The organism is Arthrobacter sp. CG_A4, from assembly GCF_035985125.1.
In the GTDB taxonomy this organism is placed as follows: Bacteria; Actinomycetota; Actinomycetes; order Actinomycetales; family Micrococcaceae; genus Arthrobacter.
In genome coordinates this window covers 55,740-81,319 of sequence record NZ_JAXCID010000018.1, presented here as the reverse complement: position 1 = coordinate 81,319, position 25,580 = coordinate 55,740, and the positions used below count along the sequence as shown (strand labels likewise).

Genomic DNA, 25,580 nt, shown 5'->3' with positions numbered 1-25,580 from the left:
GCCAGCAGGACAGTGCGGGCCCGCAGGGCCAGGGTCGCCGTGGACGATTTTCCGCGGGTCAGCGCCTCCAAGGCCTCACGATCCCCGTCACGCAGGTGAAGTGCCTTTGCCAAATAAACCATGTGTCAAGTCTGACAAAAAATCAGACCCAAAGGAATCACCGACACGCTACACTAGGTGCATGGGTCGCTTGTGGTTTGACGGTTCCGCAAGTTGGCGCCGGCGACGCCGGGGGGGCAGGTCTTCTTTCTTTTTAGGGGGCCCGGTTCCTTAGCGCTTTCGGGGGAGGGGAAAGCCGTAGCCGGCCCCTATGGGGCGCGGTTCGGTGCGCAGATCCGGCCTGGTGGCCCCGTCCCCGCTCCCAGGGTGGTCAGGCGGTTTGGGTCCGGTAGCTGAAGAGTTTGAGCAGGTTGTGGCAGCCGGCGATCAGTTTCTAAGGGATATTGTTGGCCCTACGCTCTAGGAGGCACGGCAGTCGTCGCTCGTCCCGATCGGCGTCGAGCCATGACGTACTGCGCGATCAACCACACGCCAACCGGAACAAATACGATCCCAGTGACCAGTCTTAGCGTATCGACCGGCACCCAAGTGAGGAAAATCGCCGCCCAGATGAGCATGAAAATTCCTGCAACTAGTCCGGGGACGGATTGATTCTTATTCATACGGATTCCTTCCGAAGTCTTGCCGATACTTATCGGGCTGCAAGTCTCTGCCTCTCAGCTAACGGCATCCGAGGCCTGAGACCCAAGAACCCCACAGCCAGCTTGCCATGCCCCAACCGCTGTAGAGGCCACCCGTGAAGACTTGGATGACACCCGTGGCTATCGCAAGCTGGCAGCTGATAGATGCCAGTGGCTTCCCACCATTCTGCAGGTGCGCAACTTGCTGTCCGTTAATGTAGACGTCCAACCACCCTTGACACGCGTACGGATCATTGTTGGTCCACAGAGCCGATGTGCCGTTCCACCAGATGCAGAACGAGTAGTACTGACCGGCGACGTCGTCGGTGTGGGCGTTGTCAGGCGGACGGACAAGGTTGGTTGTCATCGGCATCTCCGCCACAGCCATTTTTGGAGCAGATAACCCGCTTTCTGACGAACCTAGGGAGGCCACTTCAGGAACTGCTGCCGAGGCCGCTGTGACACCGCCTAGCATCATTGCGGAGCTTGTCAACAACACCAGTGCACCCATTGCCAGTTGTCGGAAATACATGCATTCCACCAAATTATAATGCTTCTTCATTGTCTGTGAATCGTGGAAATATCGATTGGAGTAACTCTAGTAGTGATGTGACAAACCTGTCAAGATTGTCAAAATTTTCGTCAAGCTTCGGGTTCTTGAGGCTCAACCCGCCCAAGTGTCACGAATGTCCTGAGGCCGAACTGTCACCGATGTCCTGCGAGAAAAGACTTTTGCAAACCGGCACTCTCATTAACGACCCATGGACCTAGCCAAAGACGGCGAATTATCGGAGGCTGAACCACATGACCAACTCACCAGAGTCTTCCCCCGGCTTCGATCCGGACTCCGCGGAACCGCAGCCGCCCGGATCCCTGGCGGCGCTTATCGGCCGGATCCTGGCCGAAATCGACGAGCTGCAATTCCAGTCGTTCAGCAACGACGATGCCCTGGACCTCGGGCTTCTCCTGGTGGAGCTCGGCCGACAACGCTCGCACCCCATCGCCGTGGACATCACCAAAGGTGAGCAGGTGCTCTTCCACGCAGCACTGGCGGGCGCCACACCGGACAACGAACGCTGGATCAGGGCCCAGCAGCGCACGGCCGTTCGCTACGAAGTCCCGTCCCTGCTCGTGGGTCTTCGGGCCCGGGCGGCCGGCGGGAGGATCGAGGACAACGCCTGGTTCGACCAGCAGGTGTTCGCGGCCCACGGCGGCGCCTTCCCCATCTATGTGCGGGGAACCGGGGCCGTTGCCACGGTCACGGTGTCGGGCTTGCCGCAGAAGGCGGACCATGAGCTGGTGGTGGAAGCCCTGTCGGAAATCCTCGGCCACACAACGCCGCCAGGCTAAGGTGTCCGGCGCCCGGCCGGGAACGCTAGGCTAGGGGAAGCCCTGTTTCCTCCCGCAAGGAGTTGCGAAGAATGAACATTTTCATCAAACTGCTCGGCACCGGCATCAGCCTGCTGGCCGGCTTCGTCGGCACCAAACTTGTCGACACCGTGTGGGAGAAGTCCACCGGCAACAAGCCGCCCAAGGGCCACGACGACGACATTCCCACCACGCTGCGTTCGGCCCTGACCTTCGCGCTGATCTCCGCCTCGGTCAGCGCCATCATCCAGGTCCTCGCAAACCGTGGCACCCAGCGCGCCGTCACCCGCTTCGCCAAGTCCCAGGACATCGTCTAACAACCCGGTCCCTGGGCGCCGGTGGTCCAGCTGGTGGGTACCCCGGGCCCAATCACCGGTCGCCGGCAGCCGCGCCGCCGTCGTCGTCCGTTAATCGGCGCTTCTTCGCCGCGTGCTGCACTACGGCCTCCAGCTCATCACTGCTCAGCAGTTCGCGGTGCAGGTGTTTGGTGCGGTAGCCGGCCCGGCCCACCATATGGGCGGAGACCGGCACGGTCAGCAGCTGGAAGATCCAGGCCACCAGAAGCACCGGCCACACCCACCAGCTGCGCATTTGCAGCCCGACGGCGGCGAGCAGCAGGAACAGTCCCAGCACCTGCGGCTTTGTGGCGGCGTGCATCCGGCTCATGAGGTCCGGGAAGCGCAGCAGGCCCACGGCCGCCGCCAGGGACATCAGCGCCCCGAGGACCATAAAGACGACCGAGACGGCGTCAATCACGGTATCACCGGAGAAGATTTCAGGATTCACGGGCGTGCTCCCGCCGGTCGGCCACGAACCTGGCCACGGTCACGGATCCGATGAACCCGATGATGGACACGGCCACCACCAGCATCAGGTTGTTCAGGTGCCGGTTGGCGGCCATGTCGATGCACAGCGCCGCGCCCAGGATGGCGAGCAGCACGTCGGCCGCCAGCACCCGGTCCAGCAGCGAAGGGCCCCGCGAGATCCGGATGATGGCGCCCGCGGCGGCCAGGGACAACACCACCGAGGTGATGGTCAGGACAAGCTGCATCATGCGCCCACCTCCTGTTTCAGTGCGGAAAGTTCGGCCCGAGTGCCCATGATCCGGATCAGCCCGGCCTCGGTGTCGCGGACGTCCTTGCGGAGTTTGGCGGCATCCGTGGCATCACGGACGTTGATGCCGTGGATGTACAGCGTGGAGGTGGACCGGTCCACGTCCACCACCAGCGAGCCGGGGATCAGCGAGATGACGTGTCCGGTGGCGGTCACCAGCAGGTCGGAGTGGCTCCGCAGCGGGACGGCGACGACGGCGCTGATCACCGCGGGCCCCTTGGCTACGGCGAGGTACAGGACCTGGAAGCTCGCTGCCACAACCCTGCCGAGGAAGACCACGGCAAAGGGAAGGGCCCGCAGCACGTTGAAGCGGCCGCCGAGTTCCACCGGGGGCAGGTAGAACAGCCTGGCCACCACGACGGCGACGAGGGAGCCGAAGAGCAGGTTACCCGGGCGGAAGTCCTGCCAGAGGGCGCACCAGACGATCACCAGCCAGACCAGCAGGGGCAGTTCCTGGCGCAGCGAGATCCGCTTCCGGCTCATTTGCCGCCCCCCGGAGGCTGCGGCAGAGGCTGCGACAGGGCGGGTACGGGTGCATCCTCGCCGAGCACGGCCTCGATGTAGGCGGTCCGGTCCAGCATCTCCGCCGCGGACTGGTCCGCCACCCGGAACAGCGGACCGGCGAACACTGTCAGCGCGACGCCGAAGAGCACCAGCCCCAGGGTGGAGCCCACCATGGTCCGCGGCAACAGGGTGACGTTGGTCTTGCCGGCCCGGTCCCCCGTGGCTGCGTCGCCGGGAGCGGCCAGCAGCACCGGATCGGGGTGTTCCGCGTCCTCGGGCTTGCGCCAGAACGCACGGTTCCAGACCCTGGCAACTGCCAGCAGGGTCAGCAGGCTGGTCACCACTCCGCCGACCACCAGCGCGAACGCCAGCGGCGTACCGAGCTCGACGCCGGCCTGCAGCAGGCCGAGTTTGCCCAGGAAGCCGGAGAACGGCGGGATCCCGGCCAGGTTCATGGCCGGGATGAAGAACAGCACGGCCAGCAGCGGGCTCAGCTTGGCCAGCCCGGCCACACGGTCCACCGAGGAACTTCCGCCGCGGCGTTCAATCAGGCCGGTCACCAGGAAAAGGCTGGTCTGGATGGTGATGTGGTGGGCCACGTAGAAGACGGCGGCGCCGAGGCCGGCCACCGAGGACATGGCCAGCCCGAACACCATGTAGCCGATATGGCTGACCAGCGTAAAGGACAGCAGCCGCTTGATGTCGCTCTGGGCCAGGGCGCCCAGAATGCCGACCAGCATGGTCAACAGCGCGGCCACCATCAGCGGGGAGTTGAGCGTGTCCCCCGGGAAGAGCAGCGTTTCGGTGCGGACCATCGCGTAGACGCCCACCTTCGTCAGCAGCCCGGCGAACACCGCGGTGACGGGCGCCGGGGCCGTCGGATACGAGTCGGGAAGCCAGAAGGACAGCGGGAACACAGCTGCCTTGATGCCGAAGGCCACCAGCAGCATCACGTGCAGCAGGGTGCGTGTGCCCTGGTCCAGGTCGGCGAGCTTGATGGCCAGGTCAGCCATGTTGATGGTTCCGGTGGCGCCGTAGATCATCGCGATCGCGATCAGGAAGAGCACCGAGGAGACCACCGAGACCACCACATAGGTCACGCCCGCGCGGATCCGCGGGCCGGTCCCGCCGAGGGTCATCAGCACGTAACTGGCCGTCAGGAGGATCTCGAACCCCACGTAGAGGTTGAACAGGTCCCCGGACAGGAAGGCGTTGGACACCCCGGCCACCAGGATCAGATAGGTCGGGTGGAAGATCGAAACCGGCGCGTCCCGGTCGCCGTCGGCCATGCCCTGCCCCGTGGCGTACACCAGCACGGCGAGGCTCACGGCGGAGGAGACCACCAGCATCAGCGAGGAGAACTGGTCCACCACCATCACGATGCCCCAGGGCGGCAGCCAGCCGCCGATGTTGACCGCCTCCGTGCCGCCGCCCCAGACGGAGGCGAGCAGCAGGCATTCGAGCAGCAGCGTCAGGGACAGCAGCGCGATGCTGACGGTCCGCTGGGCCCGGGGGTGCCGGATCAGCAGGAAGGTCAGGGCGGCGCCCAGGACGGGAAGTACGACGGCGAGCGGGGCGAAGCTGGCGATATTCACGTGTCCCCTCCTTCCCGGCCGGGGGGAATGACCTTCAGGGAACCGGGCTGCTCCTCCGAGGCAGCTTCTCCGGCGTCGAGCTTCCGGTCGCCTACCGTGACGGTGGCGGTCCCGGCTGGAACATCGGAGCCGGCCTGGCTGCCCGAGCCGATCATCGTGAGCGGGAACTCGGAGGTCTCCACCGGGATCACGGAGTCGTCCTCACTGTCGAAGCTGGGCGTTTTCGCCACCCGCCGGTCCTCGGCGTCGTCCTGGATCTCGTCCTGGCGGGCCAGGACCCAGGTCCGGTAGATCATGCCGAGCATAAACGCGGTGACGGCGAAGGAGATCACGATCGAGGTGAGGATCAGCGCCTGCGGCAGCGGATCGTTGTAGTCCCTCGGATCGGTGTCCTTGCCGAACATCGGCGCCAGCCCGGCGTAGCCGCCGGTGGCGAGGATCAGCAGATTGGTGGCATTGGCCAGCAGCATAAGGCCCAGCAGGACCCGGGTCAGGCTGCGCTCCAGGATTAGGTAGATGCCGCACGCGTACAGGGCTCCCATGACGGTCAGCAGGGTCAGGTTGACGCTCATGCTTTTCCCCTGGCAGTAGTTTCCGCGGGTTCTGCGTCGGCGGCCTCCGCGGGGACGTCCCCGCCGCTTGCCTGGTCCTCGGACGGTTCCGCCGGCTGCTCTTCGAAGTGCTCGTCGATTTCCGCGCCGAGGCTGCGCAGCACGTCGAGCACCAGGCCAACGACCACGATGTAGACGCCGATGTCGAAGAGCGTCGAGGTGACGAATTTGATGTCCCCGAACACCGGAAGCCAGAGCTCGATGATGGCACTCTGGAACACCTGGCCGCCCAGCAGCAGGGGCGTTACGCCGGAGGCCGCCGCCGTCGCGAGTCCGATGCCGAGCAGGGTTCCCGCGCTGATCGGGGTGGCTTCGCGCAGTTCGTAGCGGCCGCCGGCGAGGTAGCGCAGGGTCAGCGCCAGCCCGGCCGTGAGGCCTCCGGCAAAACCTCCGCCGGGCAGGTTGTGGCCGGCCAGGAGGAGATAGATGGAGAAGACGATCATGGAATGGAAGATCAGCCGGGTGACCACCTCGAAGATGATCGAGCGGCGTTCCGGCGCCATGGTCCGGCCGGCCACGAGCCAGGCGTCACGGCCGGGGGCGGCGAAGCGGCGGCTCATGGCCAGTGCGGCGTCGTCGCGGGTGTTGCCCCGGGCGGCCGTTCGGCGGCCTACTGTCCCTTCGTCCACGGTGGACGAGGAGCGGATGCGGTCCCCGCGGCCCCGCACGAAGATGAGGCTCGCCACGCCCGTCGCGGCCAGGGCCAGGACGGAGATCTCGCCGAAGGTGTCCCAGGCCCGGATGTCCACCAGTGTCACGTTGACGATGTTGAGTCCCCCGCCGCCCTCGTAGGCCAGCTCCGGGAACTCCAGCGAGACGGGCTCCGCCACGCGGGCGCCGAGGGCGTAGATGGCGACGAAGATCATCGTGATGCCGAAGGCGGCGCCGATGATCACGCGGGCCACGCGGTACTTTCCGCCGGTGCGGTCCCGCAGCTCGGCAGGGAGGCTGCGCATCGCGAGGACGAACGCCACCAGGATGATGGTTTCCACGAGCATCTGGGTCAATGCGAGGTCCGGGGCGCCCTGCAGGGCGAACATCAGGGCGATGCCGTAGCCGGTCACGGAGACCATCAGCACGGCCAGGAAACGCTTGTTGGCCCGGACTGCGGCGAGTGCCCCGATCACAATTCCGGCGCCGACCACAATCTGCAGCGGGGAGTTCGGGTCGATGAAGTAGACGTCCGCGGGGAGCGGTTTGTTGGCGAGCACCAGCGCGGTGAGCGGCAGGACGAACGCCACGGTAAGGATGACGGAGAGGTAGAAGAACAGCGAACCCCGCTGGGTCCGTCCGGTGACCCAGACAGCGGCATCGTCGAGGGCGCCGATGGCCAGCTGGTAGCTCCGGTCGCCGTCGATCCAGCCGGGAACCAGGCCCTGTGCCCTGGCGACGGCGTTCCGGCCGTAGAACATGGCCAGGCCCAGGGCGAAGGTGAGGGCGGTCAGCCCCAGCGCCGGCGTGAAACCGTGCCACAGAGCCAGGTAGCCCGTGGCGCCGCCGTCGGCCGCCGGGCTGCTCGAAAAGAGTGCGGCGTACGGCTGGATCCAGCCGTCCACGGGGGCCGGCCAGACGCCGTAGCCGATGGTCAGGACACTCAGGATGGCCGGGGCTGCGAGGAAGGCCGGCTTGATCGGCTTGAACGGGGTGTTCCCGACGCCGGGTTTGACCGCGAAGGCGCCCCACATGAACCGTGCGCTGTAGGCGAAGGTGAGGACAGAACCCAGGACCACCCCGATCAGGACCACCATGCCCCACGGCCCCGCGGTGGGGTCGGCGGCGTAGTGGACAAAGGCCTCGAAGACCGATTCCTTGGCCACGAAGCCGGCCAGCGGCGGGAGACCGGCCATCGAGGCGGCACCGATCGCGGCCACGACCGCCAGGGCCGGGGAGGAGCCGTAGACGCCGGAGAGCTTGCGGATGTCGCGGGTGCCGGCCTGGTGGTCGATGATGCCCACCACGAGGAAGAGCGTGGCCTTGAACAACCCGTGCGCCAGGAGCAGGGCAAGGCCGGCGAGTGCCGCGTCGGGTTTGCCGAGGCCCACCACCATGGTCAGGAAGCCGAGCTGGCTGACGGTGCCGTAGGCCAGGATGAGCTTGATGTCCGTCTGGCGGAGGGCGCGGTAGCCGCCCACCAGCATGGTAGCCAGCCCCAGGCCCAGCACCACGGGGAGCCAGAACGCCGTTTCGGCGAAGCCCGGGGCGAGCCGCGCCACGAGGTAGATGCCGGCCTTTACCATCGCTGCGGCGTGCAGGTAGGCGCTCACCGGGGTGGGGGCGGCCATGGCGCCCGGGAGCCAGAAGTGGAACGGGACAAGCGCCGACTTCGTGATGGCACCGGTCAGGATCAGGACGACGGCGGCGCCGACGGCCGCCCCGGCGGGTCCGTTGACCAGAGTGGGGGCCAGCTCCAGGATGGCGGAGATCCGGTAGGTTCCTGCGCTGGAACCCAGCATGATCAGGCCCACGAGCATCGCCAGGCCGCCGGCAGTGGTCACCATAAGGGCCTGGAGCGCCGAGCGGCGTGCGGCCAGCCGGGTCCGGGCGTAGCCGATCAGCAGGTAGGACAGGACGGTGGTCAGTTCCCAGAAGATGAACATCAGGAGCAGATCATCGGCAGTGACCAGGCCGAACATGGCTCCGGCGAAGGCCAGCAGCTGGGCGCCGAATCCGCCCAGATAGTCGTCCTTGTCCTTGAAGTAGTGGGCGCAGTAGGCGAGCACCAGCGCGCCGACCCCCAGGACGAGCAGCGACATGACCCAGGCCAGGGCATCCATCCGGAAGGCGAGCTCGAGTCTGAGGTCGGGGATCCACGGCAGCACCTCCGCCGTGGCGCCGGCAGTTCCGGTGTCCGCGTAGACGGCGCCGTGCTGGAAGATGAGCCAGATGAACGCACCGGCGGGGACCGCGGCGAGGGCGTAGAACGACCTGCGGCCGAATCTGCGGAAGATAAACGGCGCCACGGCAGCCACCGCAAAGTGCGCGGCAAGGACTGTGATCACTGGTAGCTCCGCAACGTCAGGAATGCGTGTGTCAAAAAAGTCCGCCCGTCACAAAGTTGGAACAGGCGGGTACTCGTCAGGTTCGGTGCGGACAGTTTACCAAGCGTCGACAAATTCTTTTCCCCCGGCCCTCCACCCGGCGTCCCCGAAACTGCCCGGTTTGTTCTGCCGGAGTTCGCCGCCGGCGGATACTATTCACGCTATGAACTCCGCCCCCGCCCCAGAGGCCATACGACCGCCCTCGGACCTTGAATCGGGAAGCCAGGCCACCACCAAGGGGCGGGTCCTGGCCTGGGCCGCCTGGGACTGGGGTTCCGCGGCCTTCAACGCCGTCATGACCACCTTTGTCTTCACGGTCTACCTGACGTCCAGGGCATTCGGCGGCGAGGACCAGGCCTCCGCCGTCCTCGGCGGGGCGCTGGCCATCGCCGGCGCAGCCATCGCCCTGCTGGCGCCGGTCACCGGGCAGCGGTCCGATGCCGGCGGGCGCCGCAGGCTGTGGCTGGGCGTCAACACGGCCGCCGTCGCACTCCTGACCGGTCTTTGCTTCTTTGTCTTCCCGCGCCCGGAATTCCTGCTGCTGGGAGTGACGCTGATTGCGCTGGGTAATGTGTTCTTCGAGTTCGCGGGCGTCAACTACAACGCCATGCTGGCGCAGGTCTCCACCCCGAAGAATATCGGCAAGGTCAGCGGCTTCGGCTGGGGCATGGGCTACCTCGGCGGCATCGTGGCGCTGCTCATGGTGCTTCAGCTCTTCGTCCAGCCCAGCTTCGACTGGTTCGGTGCCTCCACCGAGGACAGCCTGAACATCCGCCTCGTGGCCGTGTTCTCCGCCCTGTGGTTTGTCATCTTTGCCCTGCCGGTGCTGTTCGCCGTCCCGGAACTGCCCAAAACCAAACAAGGCGCCGGACTGGGCTTCCTGGCCTCTTACGGCCTTCTGGTGCGCCGGATCCGGGCGATCTACAAGACCAGCCCGCACACCATCTATTTCCTGCTGGCCAGCGCAATCTTCCGGGACGGGCTTGCCGCCGTGTTCACCTTCGGCGGGATCATCGCGGCCGGCACCTTCGGCTTCGAACTCAAGGAGGTCATCTTCTTCGCCATCTTCGGCAACGTTGTGGCCGCCGTGGGCGCCATCCTGGGCGGATTCCTGGATGACCGGATCGGTCCGAAGGCCGTCATCATCGGCTCCCTCATCGGCCTGCTGATTGCCGGCACCACAATCCTGGTCCTCGGCAGCGGAAGCCATGTCTTCTTCGGCACGGCGTGGGCCGGCACCACCACCTTCTGGGTTTTCGGGCTGTTCCTGTGCCTCTTCGTGGGGCCCGCGCAGTCCTCCTCACGCGCCTACCTGGCCCGGCTCGCCCCGCACGGGGAGTCCGGCGAGCTCTTCGGCCTGTACGCCACCACGGGCCGGGCCGTCAGCTTTCTCGCCCCGGCCCTCTTCACCCTGTGCATCGCCGTCGCCGCCCCGCTCGTGCCGGCCGGTGAAGCCCAGCGCTGGGGCATCCTCGGCATCATGGTGGTGCTGCTCGCCGGGCTCCTGGTCCTGCTGCCGGTCAGGCCGCCGGGGAAGGTGGAAATTGCCGTCGTCCCCGAAGCCTGAACCCGCGCGGAAAGCCGCACCGCGCACTAGGCTGGTGGCATGAACGTGGATGAAACTGACCTCCCCGGCCTGGGCCGGCGCAAGGACTTCATGACCGCCTCTGGGCGCCGGATCGGCGTCGTTGAATACCGCGAAGGCCAGACGGAACTCATTGTCTCAACCTGGGACGATCCGGACACCTGCCAGGCATCCATCCCGCTGACCGCCGATGAGGCCTCGGCCCTGGGCAACCTCCTGGGCGGCCAGCGCCTGGCGATGAAGCTCTCCGAAGCCCACCGGGAGGTCCCCGGGATCGTGACCCGGCAATTTTCTATCGGCGTGGGATCTCCGTTCCACAACCAGCCGATGGGCAAGGCCTGCATCCGGACCCGCAGCGGTGTCTCGATCGTGGCAATCATGCGCGAAGGCGAGGTGGTCCCCTCGCCGGGCCCCGACGTCGTCCTGCACCCCGGCGATCTCCTCGTTGCGGTGGGAACGCAAGAAGGCCTGGATACAACGGCCGCCATCCTGCGCACCGGCTAAACGGCATGGATCCGCTCGCACTGACCCTGATAGAACTCGGGGCCGTCGTGTTCTGCCTGGGCCTGCTGGCCCGGCTGGCCGGGCGGATCGGAATGTCCCCTATCCCGCTGTACCTCGTCGGCGGCCTGTTTTTCGGCGCCGGCGGGCTGGTCAAGCTCGAAGGGATGCAGGAGTTCACGCACCTCTCAAGCGAGATCGGCGTCATCCTCCTGCTGCTTATGCTCGGTTTGGAATATTCCGCTGCCGAGTTAGTTACCGGGCTGCGCCGGTCCTGGCAGGCCGGCGTCCTGGACCTGGTCCTGAATTTCCTCCCCGGCGCCGGGCTGGCGGTCATGTTGGGCTGGGGCCTCGTGGGTGCAATGGTGATGGGCGGCGTCACCTACATTTCCTCGTCCGGCATCGCAGCGAAGGTGATCACCGATCTGGGCCGGATCGGCAACCGTGAGACTCCGGTGGTGCTGTCCATTCTCGTATTTGAGGATCTGGCCATGGCGGTCTACCTGCCGATCCTGACGGCCACCCTGGCCGGAGTCAGCTTCGTCGTGGGACTGCAGACCGTGGGAATCTCCCTCGCCGTCGTCACCGTCGTGCTGATCGTCGCGCTGCGGCACGGCCACCATGTCTCCAAGGCCGTGCACAGCGAGAACTCCGAGGTGTTCCTGCTCAACCTGTTGGGCGCAGCGCTGCTCGTCGCCGGGCTCGCCGCCGCCATGCAGGTCTCCGCCGCCGTCGGCGCCTTTATGCTCGGGATTGCCATTTCGGGCGCCACGGCCCACAACGCGACGCGGATCCTCGAACCGCTGCGGGATCTGTTCGCGGCCATATTCTTCGTGGTGTTTGGCCTCAACACCGATCCCGCAACCATCCCGCCGGTCCTCGGCTGGGCGCTCCTGCTGGCCCTGGTGACCGCGTCGACCAAGATGATCACCGGGATCTGGGCGGCGAAGCGGGCAGGGATCGGTGTGCCCGGCCGTTTCCGTGCCGGCGCGGCACTGATCGCCCGCGGCGAGTTCTCGATCGTCATTGCGGGCCTGGCCGTGGCTTCCGGCGTGGTCCCGCAGCAGCTCGCGGCGCTCGCCACGGCCTATGTGCTGATCATGGCCATCACGGGTCCGCTCGCGGCAAAATACGTGGAACCAATCGTCGCGAGGCTGCGGCCGGCCCGGCCGCCGCAACCCCGTACGGCCGGCGGGGTCTAAACAGCCGGACAGCGCCCGCGTTGAATCCCCGCGGGGCCTAAATTTCTGTGCGGTGGAAGTTCAGGTGGCTGCGGCTCGCCGTCGGGCCGCGCTGGCCCTGGTAGCGGTTGCCGTATTCGCCGGAGCCGTAAGGGTGCTCGGCGGCCGAGGTGAGCCGGAAGAAGCACAGCTGGCCGATTTTCATGCCCGGCCACAGTTTGATCGGCAGCGTTGCCATATTGGAGAGCTCCAGGGTGACGTGGCCGGAGAACCCCGGATCGATGAAGCCGGCGGTCGAGTGCGTGAGCAGGCCCAGCCGGCCCAGCGACGACTTTCCCTCAAGCCGGGCGGCGATGTCGTCCGGCAAGGTCACCGCCTCGTAGGTGGAGCCGAGAACGAATTCGCCCGGGTGCAGGATGAAGGGCTCGCCGGACCCCACCTCAACGAGGCGTGTCAGCTCGGGCTGTTCCTCCGCGGGGTCGATGTGGGCGTACTTGTGGTTGTCGAAGAGCCGGAAAAACCTGTCGATCCGGACGTCCACCGACGACGGCTGAACCATGGCAGGGTCGAACGGGTCCAAAACGATCCGGCGGGAGTCAATTTCTTTGCGAATGTCGCGGTCTGAGATCAGCACAGTCTCAAATTACCGTACTCCACCAAGGACCGTACTCCACCAAGGCAGGGGCGGGGCTGCCGGTGTTACGGACCGAACGTCCGCTGGTCCCCGCCTGCCGGTTCCCACCTGCTGGTCCCGCTTATGGTCCCGCTTGTGGTCCCGCTTGTGGTCCCGCTTATGGTCCCGCCCGGAGCGGCGACTATTCCGCTTCCGGCATATCTTCCAGTAACGTCTTGAGCCGCTCCAGCTGGCGGACCTCGGCCTTCATTTGCCGCCGAAACGGGGACTTCAGCCACGCGAGGATCCCGCGCGGCTCGCGCTCCAGGGCGAAGCGGACTCGCGTGCGCTGGCCTTCGGTACTGAGGTAGTAGCCGCCGTGCGGGCGTGTCCGGCCCACAAGGACCCGGTACTGGATTTCCGCCCCCGGCCGGGCTTCGGTGATCTCAAAATTGCCGGCGACCGGGCGGCCGCGCGGGCCGGCGAGGGTCTGCCGGTAGACGGCACCCTTTGACCCGGCAGCGCCTGATTCCAGCTCGATGCTGCGGATTCCGGCCTGCCAGCGCGGGAGATTCCGGGCGTCCACGAGGAAGTTGTACACGCTCAAGGCGTCGCGCGCGATGACGACGTCGTACTCTGCGAATGCCACGATAGTCCTTGCTCGGCGGACGGCTGAAGGCGTAGCCCGCTTCCCCGGAGACTGCAGCTAACTCCTTCAGGATAGACAGCGCTATCCGCCTTTCGCGGTCGCGGGGCGGGCCTTTACCGAAGAGTTATGGACTTCGTGCGCGATCGGAACGTTGTGCAACGAAGTGCACGTGGCTGCCGATCCCAGCGACGCGGCAATCGTGCCGGGCTGCCCGGGCCAATCTCCGCGTATTTCCTGCGCAGAACGGCGAAAGGCATCGTCCCACCCACGGCAATCCGGCACCCATGGATCGACGTTGTGCCCGCCGAATCACCGGCCGGTACTGTCCATGTCGTACGAGTCGACCCCGCCGGTCATGTGCCAGTCATGAACCGCCTCCCGCATCCGGTTCACGCTCAGAGTCCACGAATACCTATCCAGCACCTTTGACGCATTGACCTGTGGCGACCCGGAGTCAATGGCCGCCTGGATTCCCGCTGAGATGGCCGTCACATCCGTCGGGTTTACAAGTGCTCCTGCATCGCCCAGGATCTCTCTAAAGACAGGTATGTCGCTCGCCAACACAGGGGTACCCAGTGCGAGCGCCTCCAGAAGGGGCATGCCGAATCCTTCGTCCAATGACAGGAAAACGAACAAATCCGCGTTCGAATACAGCCAGGCGAGCTCCTCGTTGCTGGTGTATCCGAGGAAACGGACGGCTCCGGACCGGACCGCCTGTGCCACGGCCGGGGAGTACGTTGTGCCCCGTCCCGAATCCGCACCTACAACAACTAGCGGATACTCCGGTGACAACCGCCCCGACTCAAGCGCCGCGTCCAAAGTCATACCCAAGTTCTTCCGTATGTTTAGCCGGCCCACCGATAAGATGAACCCCCGCACTTTGCTCAGCTCTGGGACTGGCTGAGGAACGGCATTTATGACGCTCGTATTCGGACCCAGTCCCACTGGGAGCACTGCTTGATTTTTGCGGGTGAAACGCCTGATTCTCTGTGCTTCATTTTCGGACGAGGTGAAAATGATTTTGGCCCGCCGTGCCGAGACAGGCATAAGACTGAAGTACCTGTTTTCGGCAAAGGTGAACCATTCGGGATTTGTCAAAAAAAGAAAATCGTGAACAAATACCGTCGAGGCCCCGAACGCAGGGGTGAAGTTATGGGAAATGATCACATCGGCTTTGTGCCTGAGCTTCAACAACGGCAGTTCGAGAATGGCGCTGAGTCCTTGCGGGGCCATCCGCGAACGAATTACTGTTACGCCTCCAGGGACCTCCGCCGACGCAGCGAGGACGTGTCTCGAAGGTACTGCCACTAAGAGTTCGTCGTTGCTGAACAAGCGACTCCAAGTTAGCACCATTTGCCGGAGCACTTCCCGGTTGGAAGGCGGTCCGTCGATCCACCAGTGCCCATCAAAGAGGATTCGCATGAATGCCAGCCTTCCCTAACACAATGAACCGGACTAACCCTGATTCTGGACGAGAAATCTCCGAATAGGTGGCGTCCTCGATGAATTTGATGCACCCAATCATCTCGCCTACCCATCATGCCCGAAAGGTACACAGTTGCCTAGGACGGTCCTGATCCAGTCTGGCGCGCTCAGGCTGGCATTTTCATGGGCCCTACCGGGCGGATTCCCGAGGGAGTGGTCGAGACGTGGATAGTGTTGGGTCGCGATAATGATCAGGGTCAATTTTTGGATGTAGGGAACCGACGGCGGAGAAGCACCGGCATGGGTCCATTCCGGGCACTCACCGCAAGCCCTCCCGCTACCGGGCCGGTAAAGATTGTGTAACACTCAGGGGAGGTTCTCGCGCATTATGGTCTCACCACCCACTGTCGCCAACCTCAGGACTCCGTATGACTTCCCCTAGATCACGGACTTTTTTCCTCGTCGCAGCCGGGCAGCTCCGCTTCGCGACGATAGTTTTCGCCCTCGCCTTGGCCGCACCGATGGTGGCTGCCTCGCCAACGAATGCCGCAGCACCCGCGTCGCAACCGATGGCAGCCGCGACTGTATCCCCCGTCGATCCTGCACCCTCCATGGATCTTTCCGGCGCCAGCCTCTCGGCGGGTTCCGCTCCTGTCGGATCGACGGCTTACCCTGTGACCGCAGGTGCCCTTTTCGTATCCCCGGCTGGTTCAGACACCGCGGCCGGCACGCTCGGAAATCCAATTAGAACCTTGGCCCGTGCAATTGCCGTGGCTGCAAGCGGAGCGACCATTGTCGTACGGCAAGGGCGGTACCACGAGGGGTTGACGATACCAGCGAGCAAGAGGCTGACCATTCAGTCGTATCCTCAGGAATCCGTGTGGTTCGACGGCAGCAGACCAGTTCAGAATTGGGCGCCCAGCGGCAATTTCTGGGTTGCATCCGGCTGGACGGCTCGTTTTGACGCCAGTCCCACCTATACCCGCGGGGCGTCGGACGGGACGGCGGCCAACTGGACCTTTGTTAATCGGGCACATCCGATGGCGGCACATCCGGACCAAGTCTGGATCGATGGAAGGGCCGTCACGCAGGTCCAAGGGTTGAGTCAGCTTAGGCCAGGAACGTTCTTCGCCGATTATGCAACTCAAAAACTGTATCTCGGCACCAACCCCGCAGGCCACAGCGTGCGCGCCAGCGACATCTCCAAAGCAGCAACGGTCCAGGGCGCTGGCAGCATCGTTCGTGGCGTCGGGTTCCAACGGTTCGCCCCGTCCATACCGGACATGGGTGCTGTCACGGCGGAGAGAGAAGGTGTCACGATCGAGAATGTCACCGTCATTGACAACGCCGGGACAGGCATTCACGCAGTCGGAGCCAACATCACATTCCGGAACATTACGTTAGCCCGGAACGGGATGCTGGGCGGCAGCGCCAGCACGGCCGACAACTTCAAGGCCACAGGCGTCCTCAGCTATGGAAACAATACAGAACTGTTCAACCAGTCTCCGGTCTCCGGAGGTTTCAAGGTAACCCGCTCCCGCAGCGTGCGATTCAGTGACAGCTTGTTTGTGCGCAACTCCGGTCCCGGTCTCTGGATGGACGAGTCCGTCTACAACGGCGTCGTCACACACAACGACATGGTTGCAAACAAGGGTCACGGTCTAATCATGGAGATCTCGGCGAAGTTCGTCGTCGCCAACAATGTCATCACAGGGAATTCGGGCAATGGCATTAAGCTCAATGACACGAGCAATGTGGATGTCTGGAACAACACCCTGAGCGGCAACGGCCGCAACCTGAACATCGTGCAGGACACCCGCCGTGCGAGTAACCGCTCGACGCCCGGCCATGATCCCAGGCAGGCCTTTCCTGATCCGACTATGACTTGGATCACCTCCAACATCACTGTCCGAAACAACATCGTGGCCGGCGGCTCCGGGAATTGCCTTCTCTGCGTTGAGGACTACTCCCATCAATTCAGCGCCGAACAGCTCAAGATTTCCGCGAACGGCAATGTCTACCAGCGTCCTTCTGCCGGCAGCCCGGCTTGGGCTGTTGTCTGGTCCCGAGGCGCAGGAAACCCCGCCGTGCACACGAGCGTAGCGGGCTTCAAATCGGGCACGGGCCAGGAATCGTCCCATGTATTCCTCGACGGGCGGCCAGCGCTTAATGGCTGGCAGCCCACAGCCGAGATAGCTGCCAAGGACGCATCGGTTGCGCAGCCGCTATCGGGAGCTGTGGCGGGCTTGTTGGGCAAATCCCCGGGGGTGCGGCATCTGGGTGCTTGGCGACCTTGAGTGACATTCTTCCGTTTCCTGCCTGGCGTAATCGCTTCTCGTAGCGGCGCGCTCCACCAGGAGCGAAACCGTCAGGAAGACGACAAATGGCACGTTGGAGTCCACCAGACCGTTCTCCAGGAAGCTCCTGACCAGGATGAACGCCAGTACTGGAGTGGTGAGCGACCGTAGATCTCTGGCCGCCAGGCTGCTGGCTACGGTCGTCAGCGACCAGACCGCGAGCACCAGCGTGCCGACAACACCCGCTTGGGCCAGGGCGGAAATCCAACTACTATCCAACGCTTGATCCTGCCAGTACTGACCTTCCACAGCCACTTGTTTCACTGATAGCCCTGCTCCCACCCATCGCTGCCATGTGTCAGAGGGCGTATTGAGCACGGTGTCCCATGCGATCGTGCGGGCGTTGAGCGTTAACAGATCTGAACCGGAATCGTCCCCCCTTTCCAGAATCGTGGTGACCAGGTCCGTGCCCGCCACAATGAAGAAAACCGCAGGAATCAGGGCAATCAAAGCGAACCCGGCGCCTACGCGAAGTTGCCGTGCGTGCAGCAGGATGAGCACCACAGCGACGGAAAAAGCGAAAAGACCTGTCCGTGATCCTGTCATCCACACCGATGCCAACAGGGCCATCAAGAGCGGAAGCCCGATTCGGTTCTTCATGTTGCCAAGAGTCAACTGGTGCACGATACCCAGTGCCGGCAGCCCGCACAGAAGGGAAATCTCGTTGGGATTCAGGGGCGGGAATACACCGTAAATGCGACCGCCGACGCCTACGGAGGCCAGCCCGGACGCGGTAGCACACAGTCCAACCAGCGCCATCGCCACAAGCAGCGACCGGAACAGGGTCCGCGCAGGGTACGTGGCGACCAGCAGCACCACAGTGACGGCAATCAGGAGGACTCTAATGGAGAGCACCACCGAAGCCGCAGGGTTGCCGTCGGCTAATGCGCCGAGAAACGCGATGGCGAGATACAGCACAAGGAGCGCCAGCGTCCGCACTCCGATCTGCAGCCTGCCCCTGCCGCGATGGAAGCTGCCGGCAGCGGCGGCCAGGGCAGCGACTCCGATGACGGCCTTGACTATCACCACGGGATCCAGCTCGCCGGAAAAATAGACCCCTCTACGCCATGACACCACACTGGCCAGTATCAGCAGCCATACAATGTAGGGTGCCACTGCCCGCCGAAGAACGGGACCGCGGTGCAGCGGCGCCATCAGCGGTACTCGTGGACTCTTTGCAGCTCCAACTGCAGATCCGCATCCCGAAAATCGCCCGAACGCCAGCCGCCGGACACCGGAACACGCCGAGCAGTAGGCACGGAAGTCATGACCACTCCGAGCGGTCGCAGCCCGCAGGCCTTCACTTCAGCGAGCAATCGTGCCAGGTCACGTTTGCGCGTCTTCGCATGTTCGACCACCAAGACAACACCATCTGCGGACGACGCCATCATGGCGAGGTTGATCGGTTGTGAAGTCCGACTCGCTTGGGCAAGAACCACGTCGAAATCGTCCCTGAGTTTCTTGGCAACAGCCGGAAAGCGCTTCTGCGCGAGAAACTCGCTTGGCGCCGAGGTCCTGGAACCGGCCGGCAGGACCTGATAGAGCCCATCTGCACTTGCCACCAGGGCCTCGGCCATGTCGCAGTTCCCGCTGAGGACATCTGCGACGCCGCGGATGTCCGGTCCTTCGTCGCCATCCTGGCCGGAACCGGTCGGGAAGTCTGCTTCAACCAGGCAGACGAGTCGTCCCGTGTGAGCCAGGGACGCTGCCAGCTCGTGGCGCAAATCCGCGTCGTTGTACCCGGCCGAGCCCGTGGCGAGCACCAACATATTAGGCAACCGTCCGCCAGCGACCAGCTGGAGATTGTTGCGCAGCTCCTTGTTCGCCGTCCCCTCACTGTCAACAGGAGCCTTTCGGTAGCGCCAGAAGGTTTTCCGGATCGGGCCTCGACCCAGTGAACCCAGGAGGGGCAGATCAGTGGCGGTCCGCACATCTTCTGCCGTGCGGACCCGCCGGCCAAACCGCTTCCGGGAGACGGCGGCTGCCAGCCCCAGCGCGAGACCGATTAACAAGCCCAGGACTCCGTTCAGCATCAAACTCGGGGAGGTCTTGCCGGAGGGCGGAGACGCTGGAACGGTCTGCACCAGAGAAACGGCGGAGGTGGATTCGCCCTTGGACGTTTCCAGAATTGCTACTGCAGAGGCCAGGTTCTTGGACACGGCATTCGCGATGGCCGCCGCGCGCTCTGGCGAGCTGTCCTCAACCTGCACCTTGAGAAAGAACGTGTTCGTGGGGTTCGTTGCGGACACTCGTGACTGGAGGTCCGCCAGGGTGATATCGAGCTTCAGTTCAGCAATGACGGGGACCAGGACGTCGGGGCTCTGAACGACGCTGGGATACGATTTGACCCGCTGGAGACCAAACTGGGATCGCTCGTACAGGGAACCGGCCGTCGACTCGACTTTAAGGAAAAGCGTGGATTCGCCGGTGTATGTGGGCGGGATGCGCTCGGTGAGGATGCCCGCCAATCCGCCTCCCACTATCGTGCACACCAGGATCAGCAGCCAGCGTTCCCGGAAAGCCTTCAAATAGTCGGAGAGGTCCATAACGTTGTTCCGATCGCAGTTCACGTCCCGTTGGGATTGGTCGTACATAGCATCGCATCCAAATTCGCGGTTGACGAGAAAAAACTGTGAGGGGTCATAAAATACTGCCCATCGGTGGCCTCCGAACTCGCCCAGCGGGCGGTGCCCGCCGCCCGCGCACTGAATACTTGAAGTGGCTGAAACCGAACAATATGCAGCCCGCACTTACCGCAATCACCTGGTTCGGAGTCATTTTCATGACATGGACCAGAGCCGCAAGGCGACGTCGGGGGAAACGCTGTGGGAGGCACGAGCCCGGCAGAAGCCCCGGCCGGGCTCGTTGGCCCGGCCGGGGCTCCTGCCAGTGGAGCGGACTATTGAGCGGCGCTCTCCCCGGCCCACCAGTTGTCCCAGGATGCAATTACAGGCGAGCCCGTTGCCGAGCCGGAGAGGTAGGAGAACACTCCGACGGAACCCGGTCCCTGCAGCCCGGCGGTGGAATCAGTGCCCATCTTCAGCCAGGCTGCCGGCTCGTTGGTCCCTGCTTTCCACACCATTGCCTTGACCGATGTGGGGAATGTCCCGGTGACCTGCATGCGCAGGTTCAGGACGTCCCCTACTTGATAGCTCAGCCCGGGAACCACTGACTCTGCGGCGACCATTGTGCCAACGCCGGCGGTGTTGACGCGGAAGATTCCGAGGGTTACTCCGCCGTTGGCCAGCAGGTTTACCTTCGCCCGGTAGTCACCTTGGCCCCCGATGCTGCGGCCGATGACGGACAAGTTGATCCCACCGCCGGTCGGAGCCCGGTCGACTCGGGCAGACGCACGGATCTCCGTATCGGTTTGGAGGGTGGATCTCTGGTGGATGGATGGCCCGGACCCCGGCGCAGCCATCCGGATGTTTCCGTTTCCGTTGCTGACCGAGAAGTTGCTGGAACTAGCGGTACTCGTCCAGGCACCCCCCACATCGGCGGATCCGAAGTCAGCGGAAATAATCCGGGAAAAGGTGTCTTGCGAGAAAGTCCTCTGCGTCACGGCAAGTTGAACCGTAGTCTGTGAACTCGCCCCCTTGTCGTCGGTGGCCGTCAGAATGACCCCAAACGTTCCGGGTTTTCCGTACCGGTGCGAAGCCACCGCTCCGGTACCGGTTGCCCCGTCACCGAAGTCCCATGCGTAACTGGTTACCTCACCGTCGGTATCCGCCGAGGTGGAGCCGTCGAAGGAGACCTGAAGTCCGGTCGCCGAGCTGGTCAAGGCGGCAACCGGCGGATTATTCGGTGCCGCGGCGGCCGTAACGCGGCGGGCCACCGAGTTGGTCGCACCGGAGTTGTCGGTCACCGTCAGGACCACGTCGTAGTCACCGGCGGTGGCGTAGCTGTGGTCCACAACGCCCCCCGTCCCGGTGGTGCCGTCACCGAAGGCCCACTCGTAGGTGCTGATAGTCCCGTCGGAGTCGCTGGAACCCGACCCGTCAAAGCCGACTTTCAGATTCTGCGTCTGGGAGGTGAAGGCGGCGACCGGGACAGCATTGGCCGGCGCCGTAGCGGTAACGGCGTGAACGACAATACTCGTGGCACCCTGGTCGTCGCTGACGGTCAAGGTGACCGAGTACTCGGCCGCGCTGACATAGTTGTGGTTCGCCGTGGCTCCGGTGGCAGTCGCACCGTCGCCGAAATCCCAGGCATAGCTGGCAATCGTGCCATCGGAGTCTGCTGAGGCGGAGCCGTCAAATTGTCCGCTCAGCCCGGTGATACGGGTGGTGAACGACGCCACTGGCGCCGCATTCGGCGGCGGAGCAGCGGCGACTGTTACCGCATGTGTCATCGCATCCCGGGCGCCCTTGTCATCCGTGACCGTCAGGGTGGCGTTGTACGTACCGGCTGCAGCGTAGTTGTGAGCCGGGGCAGCTACAGCAGCCGCTGAACCGTCTCCGAAGTCCCACGCATAGGAGGCCACGGCCCCATCCGGGTCCGACGATTCCGATCCGTCGAAGGCGACCCCGAGACCGGCGACAGTGAAAGCATAGGCCGCCGTCGGTGCCCTGTTTGGTGTGGGCGCAACGGTGACATCGCGGACCATCCCGGCCTGCCCGCCGCGATCGTCAGTCACCGTCAGTGCCACGCTGTAGGTGCCGGCCGACGCGTACGAGTGAAACGCCGTCGCCCCGGTTCCGGTTGAGCCGTCGCCGAAGTCCCAGCTGTAGCCGACTATCTGCCCGTCGGTGTCCCCCGAAGCCGTGGCATCGAAGGATCCGTCGAGTCCCTGCGTGACCGGCGCGAAGGAGGCGGTGGGCAAGGCGTTCGGCGGCTCGACGGCTGTTGCTTCCCGGCTGGTCGTGCTGGTGCCGCCGCGATTGTCCGTGACGGTCAGGCTCACCGTGTATTTCCCGGCATTCAGATAGGTGTACTCCGCGCTCACACCTGTTGCCGTGTGCCCGTCGCCGAAGTCCCAGGCGTAGGCCACCAATGATCCGTCCGGGTCAAGAGACGCCGATGCATCCACAGCGACTTTGAGGTTCGAAACGGCGGTGGTGAAATCAGCTGTTGGCACCTGGTTGGGCGGTTCAGTGATGACCACGTCCTTCGAAACCGTGGACGTCCCCCCGCGGTTATCGGTGACCGTCAGCTTCACGGCGTAGGTTGAAGCTGCCGCGTAGCGGTGGTTTGCCGAGGCTCCGGAGCCAAGCTGGCCGTCCCCGAAATCCCATGCATAGTCAACGATCTGACCATCGGGATCACTTGAACTACCAGCATCCAGGGCCAGGTCCAGGTTGCTGCCGCTCGAGGTGAAGTCGGCGACGGGCAAGGTATTCGCCGGAGCCGCGAGATTGTAATGCGCGGCGATGCGGTCGGCGGTCATTGTCCTGGAGTAGACCGCCACCTCATCGAGAATGCCGTCGAAGTACGGACTGGAGGAATTCCACGTGGTATCGCCGCCGATCCGCCAATAGCCGCTGTAATCCTGGGCCTGCGTCTGCGGGTTGGTTCCGACGACGCCACCATCGACGTAGAGTTTCATGCCGTCCGATGACTGCTCGGCGACCATGTGGTGCCACCGGCCGTCGTTGTAGGCGACCGGGCTGACAATCAGGTTCGGCTGACCGGTCCAAACGCCGAAAGCGAGTGTGCCGTCATCCTGCATGTAGACATGACGGTCATAATTCCCCGACAGGCCGGTATTGCTGTTGCCGAATCCGATGATTTTGCCGCCCCTGGTTGTTGTGGTCTTGAACCACGACTCGAGCGAATAGGTCGTCGGATTGGTGACCGAGTTTTGGCTGGCAATGACGCCGTCCTGGCCGTCAAAAGCGGCGGCCGTGCCGCTGTAGCCCGGGACCACTCCGGTTGCTCCCTTGGCGATGCCCCCCTGATAGCCACCATTGTTCTGCGACTGGGTAGAATCCACCGCTACGGTTCCTGCGGATTCGTCCAGGCGCCAGTAGAGATCTGGCTGATCGGAAGTGACGGCGATGCCGTAAGGATCCGCCGGTGCCGGCGGGAGGCTGGATTCACGGCCACTCGCGGTGTAGTGCGCGAGGACTGTCTGCCGGGTGAGCACGGTCGGGTAAATGGCGACGTCGTCGATGGCCCCTGCAAAGTAGTTGCTGGCCGGCTGGTTGGGCCATCCTCCGATGTTGTCCCCGCCGATGCGCCAGTATCCGCTGTACCCCTGGCCGGATGTGACGTCACTTCGCTGGCCCGCAGGTACGCCGTCGATGAAGAGGCGCATGCCGTCGGCACCCAGGCTGGCTGTCACCTGATGCCACTGGCCATCGTTGTAGGTGTTGCCGGTGCTCAGCGTCTGCACGCCTCCCGGATAGACACCGAACCAGATGCGCCCGTCATTGTCCATATAGATGTGGCGGTCGTAGCCGCCTGAATTTCCCGTCGCTGAGGCCCCGAATCCGAGAATCTTTCCGCCGCTGGTGCTGGTGGTCTTGAACCATGCCTCTGCCGTGAACGTATCCGGCCCGGGGATGGCACCCCGGGTGGCAGCGAATCCGGCGCCGGAGCCGTCGAAAGCCGACGCGGCATCGTTGGGTATGGCGCCGCTGGCGCCACGGGTGACTCCGAATCCGGCGTCGGCATCCGCAAACGAGGCGTTGTCGAAAAGCACGGAACCGCCCGGCTCGTTGAGGGGCCAGTAGTTCACAGCCCCGTCAGCAATAATCCTCTGCGCGTAGGCGCCGGGCGTGGCGGAGGAGATAACGACCGCATCCGACCGGCTGCCCGTGTAGTTGTTTCCCGATGGATCCTTTACCCGAACACGGTAGGTATGGCTCGAGCCGGGGACCATTCCGGTATCCGTGAACCCCAGCTGCGGCAAGGCCCACCATGGCGACTTGGCATCGATACTAAATATCGGCGTCGTGCCGTTGTCCCGCAGGACTTCATAGGTGAGCGTGCCGTCATCGATGTCCGAGGTGCCGGTCCAGGCGACGCGTGCTGTCCCCGAATTCAGTGAGAGAACGCCTGGCTTCATGGGGCTGTAGGCCGGTGCAACCTTGTTGGGAGCCACTGACCGCTTCGCAAACGTCGCCAGCCCCTGCTGTGCCCTTCCGTTGACGGTGGTGAATTCCCCGCCCATCACGAGATAGGTTCCGTTGTTCGCCAGCGCCCATCCGCCCTGGAAGCTGCCCGTGTAATTGCCCGTGTTGACCTCCGGGTACCACGGCAGCTGCGTCGGAACGGGCTGGTAAGCGTAATTCATGTTTGAGCCGGGCGGTCCTTGGTCGGTTCCTGTGGCAAACGTTGTTTCGGCCAGGGCCCGCTTCCAGATTTGCGGATTGTGATCGCCAAAGGTGCCCACCGAGATGCAGTCATGCGCGTGATTCACGGAGTACACCACCTGGTCCATCACGGAGACGCCATATGACGCGCCGTAGCAGTTGGCCAGCCAAACCAGATCTCCGGTGTCAAAATTTGCGGCGAACCGCCCGTCGAACCAGTGTCCGCCTTCGCCGTTGGCACTTGCATATACAACGCCGCCAACGAGGCTTAGATCCGTGACCCATGATCTTTGGGCACCCTGCCTTGTCGGAATGGGCCGGCTTGTCCACGGCTGCAAGGCACCCGAGGCCCCGTCCACCGCTCCTATCCCGACAATAGGCGCGCCGTCGAGCTGTTGGAAGCGACCGCCGATGACGATCCTGCTCCCATCGGGGGCCGCCACCAGGGTCTCGACCATGTCGTCAGTAGTCGGACTCCACGGCAAGATTGCCCCCGTGGCACGGGTGAACGACGCGAGGTTCCGCCGCACCGCTGCTCCGGCATTGCCAAAGGAGCCACCCACGAACACGGCCGAGTTGGTGACAGTAAGGTCGCGCACCGGGCCGTTGACAACCGGCTTGAAATTGGGGTCCAGGGCTCCGCTGGCCACATCGAAGGCAGCAACTTTTGCCCGGGCGGCGCCTGATACGGCAGTGAAATCCCCGCCCAGGTAGAGCTTTGTTGAATCCGGCGAAAGCCGCACGCTCCGCGCCTGGGCGTTGAGGTTTGGATTCCACGGCAGGATGGCCCCGGTGGCAACGTTGAAAGCCATGGCATTGTTGCGGATAACTTCGTTGCTGCCCGCTGCCGAGCCGGAAGGCCGGGCCTTGGTGAAGCTGCCAACCGCATAGGCGGTGTTGCCGACGACGGCCGTCTTCCACACCACGCCATTGATCTGTGGTGTGGGCAGCACATCGCCGCTCACAGTCTGTGGAAGTGGTGTCGGTGGGGGGTCGGCAGCACTTGCCGCCCCTCCGCTGAAGGCGGCGGCAACGACGGCGACGACGGCGGCCGCCGCGACACAGCGGATGGAGCGTCCAAAATTGCCTGCGCGTGCTTTCATG

At 64.2% G+C, this 25,580-nt stretch carries 19 protein-coding genes; 6 read left to right on the top strand and 13 right to left on the bottom strand.

Annotated elements, in window-relative coordinates; all coding sequences use genetic code 11:
• Positions 1-720: 720 nt before the first annotated feature.
• Positions 721-1,242 carry a hypothetical protein gene (locus tag RCH07_RS09810; RefSeq protein WP_326967281.1) on the bottom strand — a complete coding sequence of 174 codons (522 nt, stop codon included), beginning with the start codon at positions 1,240-1,242 and terminating at the stop codon, positions 721-723.
• A 242-nt stretch (positions 1,243-1,484) separates the two neighbouring features.
• On the opposite strand from RCH07_RS09810, the gene RCH07_RS09805 reads away from it, so the two are divergent.
• Positions 1,485-2,030 carry a heme-degrading domain-containing protein gene (locus RCH07_RS09805; protein ID WP_326967280.1) on the top strand — a complete coding sequence of 182 codons (546 nt, stop codon included), beginning with the start codon at positions 1,485-1,487 and terminating at the stop codon, positions 2,028-2,030.
• 71 nt (positions 2,031-2,101) lie between these two features.
• Positions 2,102-2,365 carry a DUF4235 domain-containing protein gene (locus tag RCH07_RS09800; protein ID WP_326967279.1) on the top strand — a complete coding sequence of 88 codons (264 nt, stop codon included), beginning with the start codon at positions 2,102-2,104 and terminating at the stop codon, positions 2,363-2,365.
• 52 nt (positions 2,366-2,417) lie between these two features.
• On the opposite strand, the gene mnhG is transcribed toward RCH07_RS09800, so the two are convergent.
• From mnhG to RCH07_RS09770, 6 genes are read right to left on the bottom strand one after another with little or no spacing between them, the layout of a single operon-like run.
• Positions 2,418-2,834, bottom strand: a complete 417-nt coding sequence (gene mnhG, locus RCH07_RS09795) for a monovalent cation/H(+) antiporter subunit G (protein WP_326967278.1) — start codon at positions 2,832-2,834, stop codon at positions 2,418-2,420.
• The gene (locus RCH07_RS09790; RefSeq protein WP_326967277.1) at positions 2,824-3,102 is read right to left on the bottom strand and encodes a monovalent cation/H+ antiporter complex subunit F; all 279 of its coding nucleotides are present in this window, start codon (positions 3,100-3,102) and stop codon (positions 2,824-2,826) included. The genes mnhG and RCH07_RS09790 overlap by 11 nt, the downstream gene beginning before the upstream one ends.
• Entirely contained in the window at positions 3,099-3,644 is a 546-nt protein-coding gene (locus RCH07_RS09785) for a Na+/H+ antiporter subunit E (protein WP_326967276.1), read from the bottom strand. Before RCH07_RS09785 ends, RCH07_RS09790 begins: the two co-directional genes overlap by 4 nt.
• Positions 3,641-5,260, bottom strand: a complete 1,620-nt coding sequence (locus RCH07_RS09780) for a Na+/H+ antiporter subunit D (protein WP_326967275.1) — start codon at positions 5,258-5,260, stop codon at positions 3,641-3,643. Before RCH07_RS09780 ends, RCH07_RS09785 begins: the two co-directional genes overlap by 4 nt.
• Complete coding sequence (locus RCH07_RS09775) at positions 5,257-5,832, bottom strand: Na(+)/H(+) antiporter subunit C (RefSeq protein ID WP_326967274.1); 576 nt, start codon at positions 5,830-5,832, stop codon at positions 5,257-5,259. Before RCH07_RS09775 ends, RCH07_RS09780 begins: the two co-directional genes overlap by 4 nt.
• Positions 5,829-8,870: a Na+/H+ antiporter subunit A gene (locus RCH07_RS09770; protein WP_326967273.1), complete on the bottom strand. Its 3,042-nt coding sequence runs from the start codon at positions 8,868-8,870 to the stop codon at positions 5,829-5,831. Before RCH07_RS09770 ends, RCH07_RS09775 begins: the two co-directional genes overlap by 4 nt.
• Positions 8,871-9,072: 202 nt before the next feature.
• Between RCH07_RS09770 and RCH07_RS09765 the strand changes: the two genes are divergently transcribed.
• Genes RCH07_RS09765 through RCH07_RS09755 form a run of 3 tightly spaced genes read left to right on the top strand, consistent with a single transcriptional unit; the run spans position 9,073 to position 12,197 of the window.
• Positions 9,073-10,476 (top strand): MFS transporter, encoded by a 1,404-nt coding sequence (locus tag RCH07_RS09765; RefSeq protein ID WP_326967272.1) that lies wholly within the window; start codon positions 9,073-9,075, stop codon positions 10,474-10,476.
• A 39-nt stretch (positions 10,477-10,515) separates the two neighbouring features.
• Positions 10,516-10,998 carry a cation:proton antiporter regulatory subunit gene (locus RCH07_RS09760; protein WP_326967271.1) on the top strand — a complete coding sequence of 161 codons (483 nt, stop codon included), beginning with the start codon at positions 10,516-10,518 and terminating at the stop codon, positions 10,996-10,998.
• Between the two features lie 5 nt (positions 10,999-11,003).
• Positions 11,004-12,197, top strand: coding sequence for a cation:proton antiporter (locus RCH07_RS09755; protein WP_326967270.1), 1,194 nt, complete (start codon positions 11,004-11,006; stop codon positions 12,195-12,197).
• A gap of 37 nt (positions 12,198-12,234) precedes the next feature.
• Here RCH07_RS09755 and dcd read toward each other — a convergent pair whose 3' ends face one another.
• The 3 genes from dcd to RCH07_RS09740 all read right to left on the bottom strand — a co-directional run bounded on the left by dcd (position 12,235) and on the right by RCH07_RS09740 (position 14,770).
• A complete protein-coding gene (gene dcd, locus RCH07_RS09750; protein ID WP_326967269.1) occupies positions 12,235-12,810 on the bottom strand; it encodes a dCTP deaminase in 576 nt (191 codons plus the stop codon).
• 181 nt (positions 12,811-12,991) lie between these two features.
• A complete protein-coding gene (locus RCH07_RS09745) occupies positions 12,992-13,438 on the bottom strand; it encodes an SRPBCC family protein (protein ID WP_326967268.1) in 447 nt (148 codons plus the stop codon).
• Between the two features lie 309 nt (positions 13,439-13,747).
• The gene (locus RCH07_RS09740; protein ID WP_326967267.1) at positions 13,748-14,770 is read right to left on the bottom strand and encodes a glycosyltransferase family 4 protein; all 1,023 of its coding nucleotides are present in this window, start codon (positions 14,768-14,770) and stop codon (positions 13,748-13,750) included.
• Between the two features lie 971 nt (positions 14,771-15,741).
• Between RCH07_RS09740 and RCH07_RS09735 the strand changes: the two genes are divergently transcribed.
• On the top strand, positions 15,742-17,160 hold the full coding sequence (locus tag RCH07_RS09735) for a right-handed parallel beta-helix repeat-containing protein (RefSeq protein WP_326967266.1): 1,419 nt from the start codon (positions 15,742-15,744) through the stop codon (positions 17,158-17,160).
• On the opposite strand, the gene RCH07_RS09730 is transcribed toward RCH07_RS09735, so the two are convergent.
• The 3 genes from RCH07_RS09730 to RCH07_RS09720 form a co-directional block, all read right to left on the bottom strand.
• Positions 17,089-18,375 (bottom strand): O-antigen ligase family protein, encoded by a 1,287-nt coding sequence (locus tag RCH07_RS09730; RefSeq protein ID WP_326967265.1) that lies wholly within the window; start codon positions 18,373-18,375, stop codon positions 17,089-17,091. The genes RCH07_RS09735 and RCH07_RS09730 overlap by 72 nt on opposite strands.
• A complete protein-coding gene (locus tag RCH07_RS09725; RefSeq protein WP_326967264.1) occupies positions 18,375-19,970 on the bottom strand; it encodes a Wzz/FepE/Etk N-terminal domain-containing protein in 1,596 nt (531 codons plus the stop codon). Before RCH07_RS09725 ends, RCH07_RS09730 begins: the two co-directional genes overlap by 1 nt.
• 149 nt (positions 19,971-20,119) lie before the next feature.
• A complete protein-coding gene (locus RCH07_RS09720; RefSeq protein WP_326967263.1) occupies positions 20,120-25,579 on the bottom strand; it encodes a PKD domain-containing protein in 5,460 nt (1,819 codons plus the stop codon).
• Position 25,580: the final 1 nt, after the last annotated feature.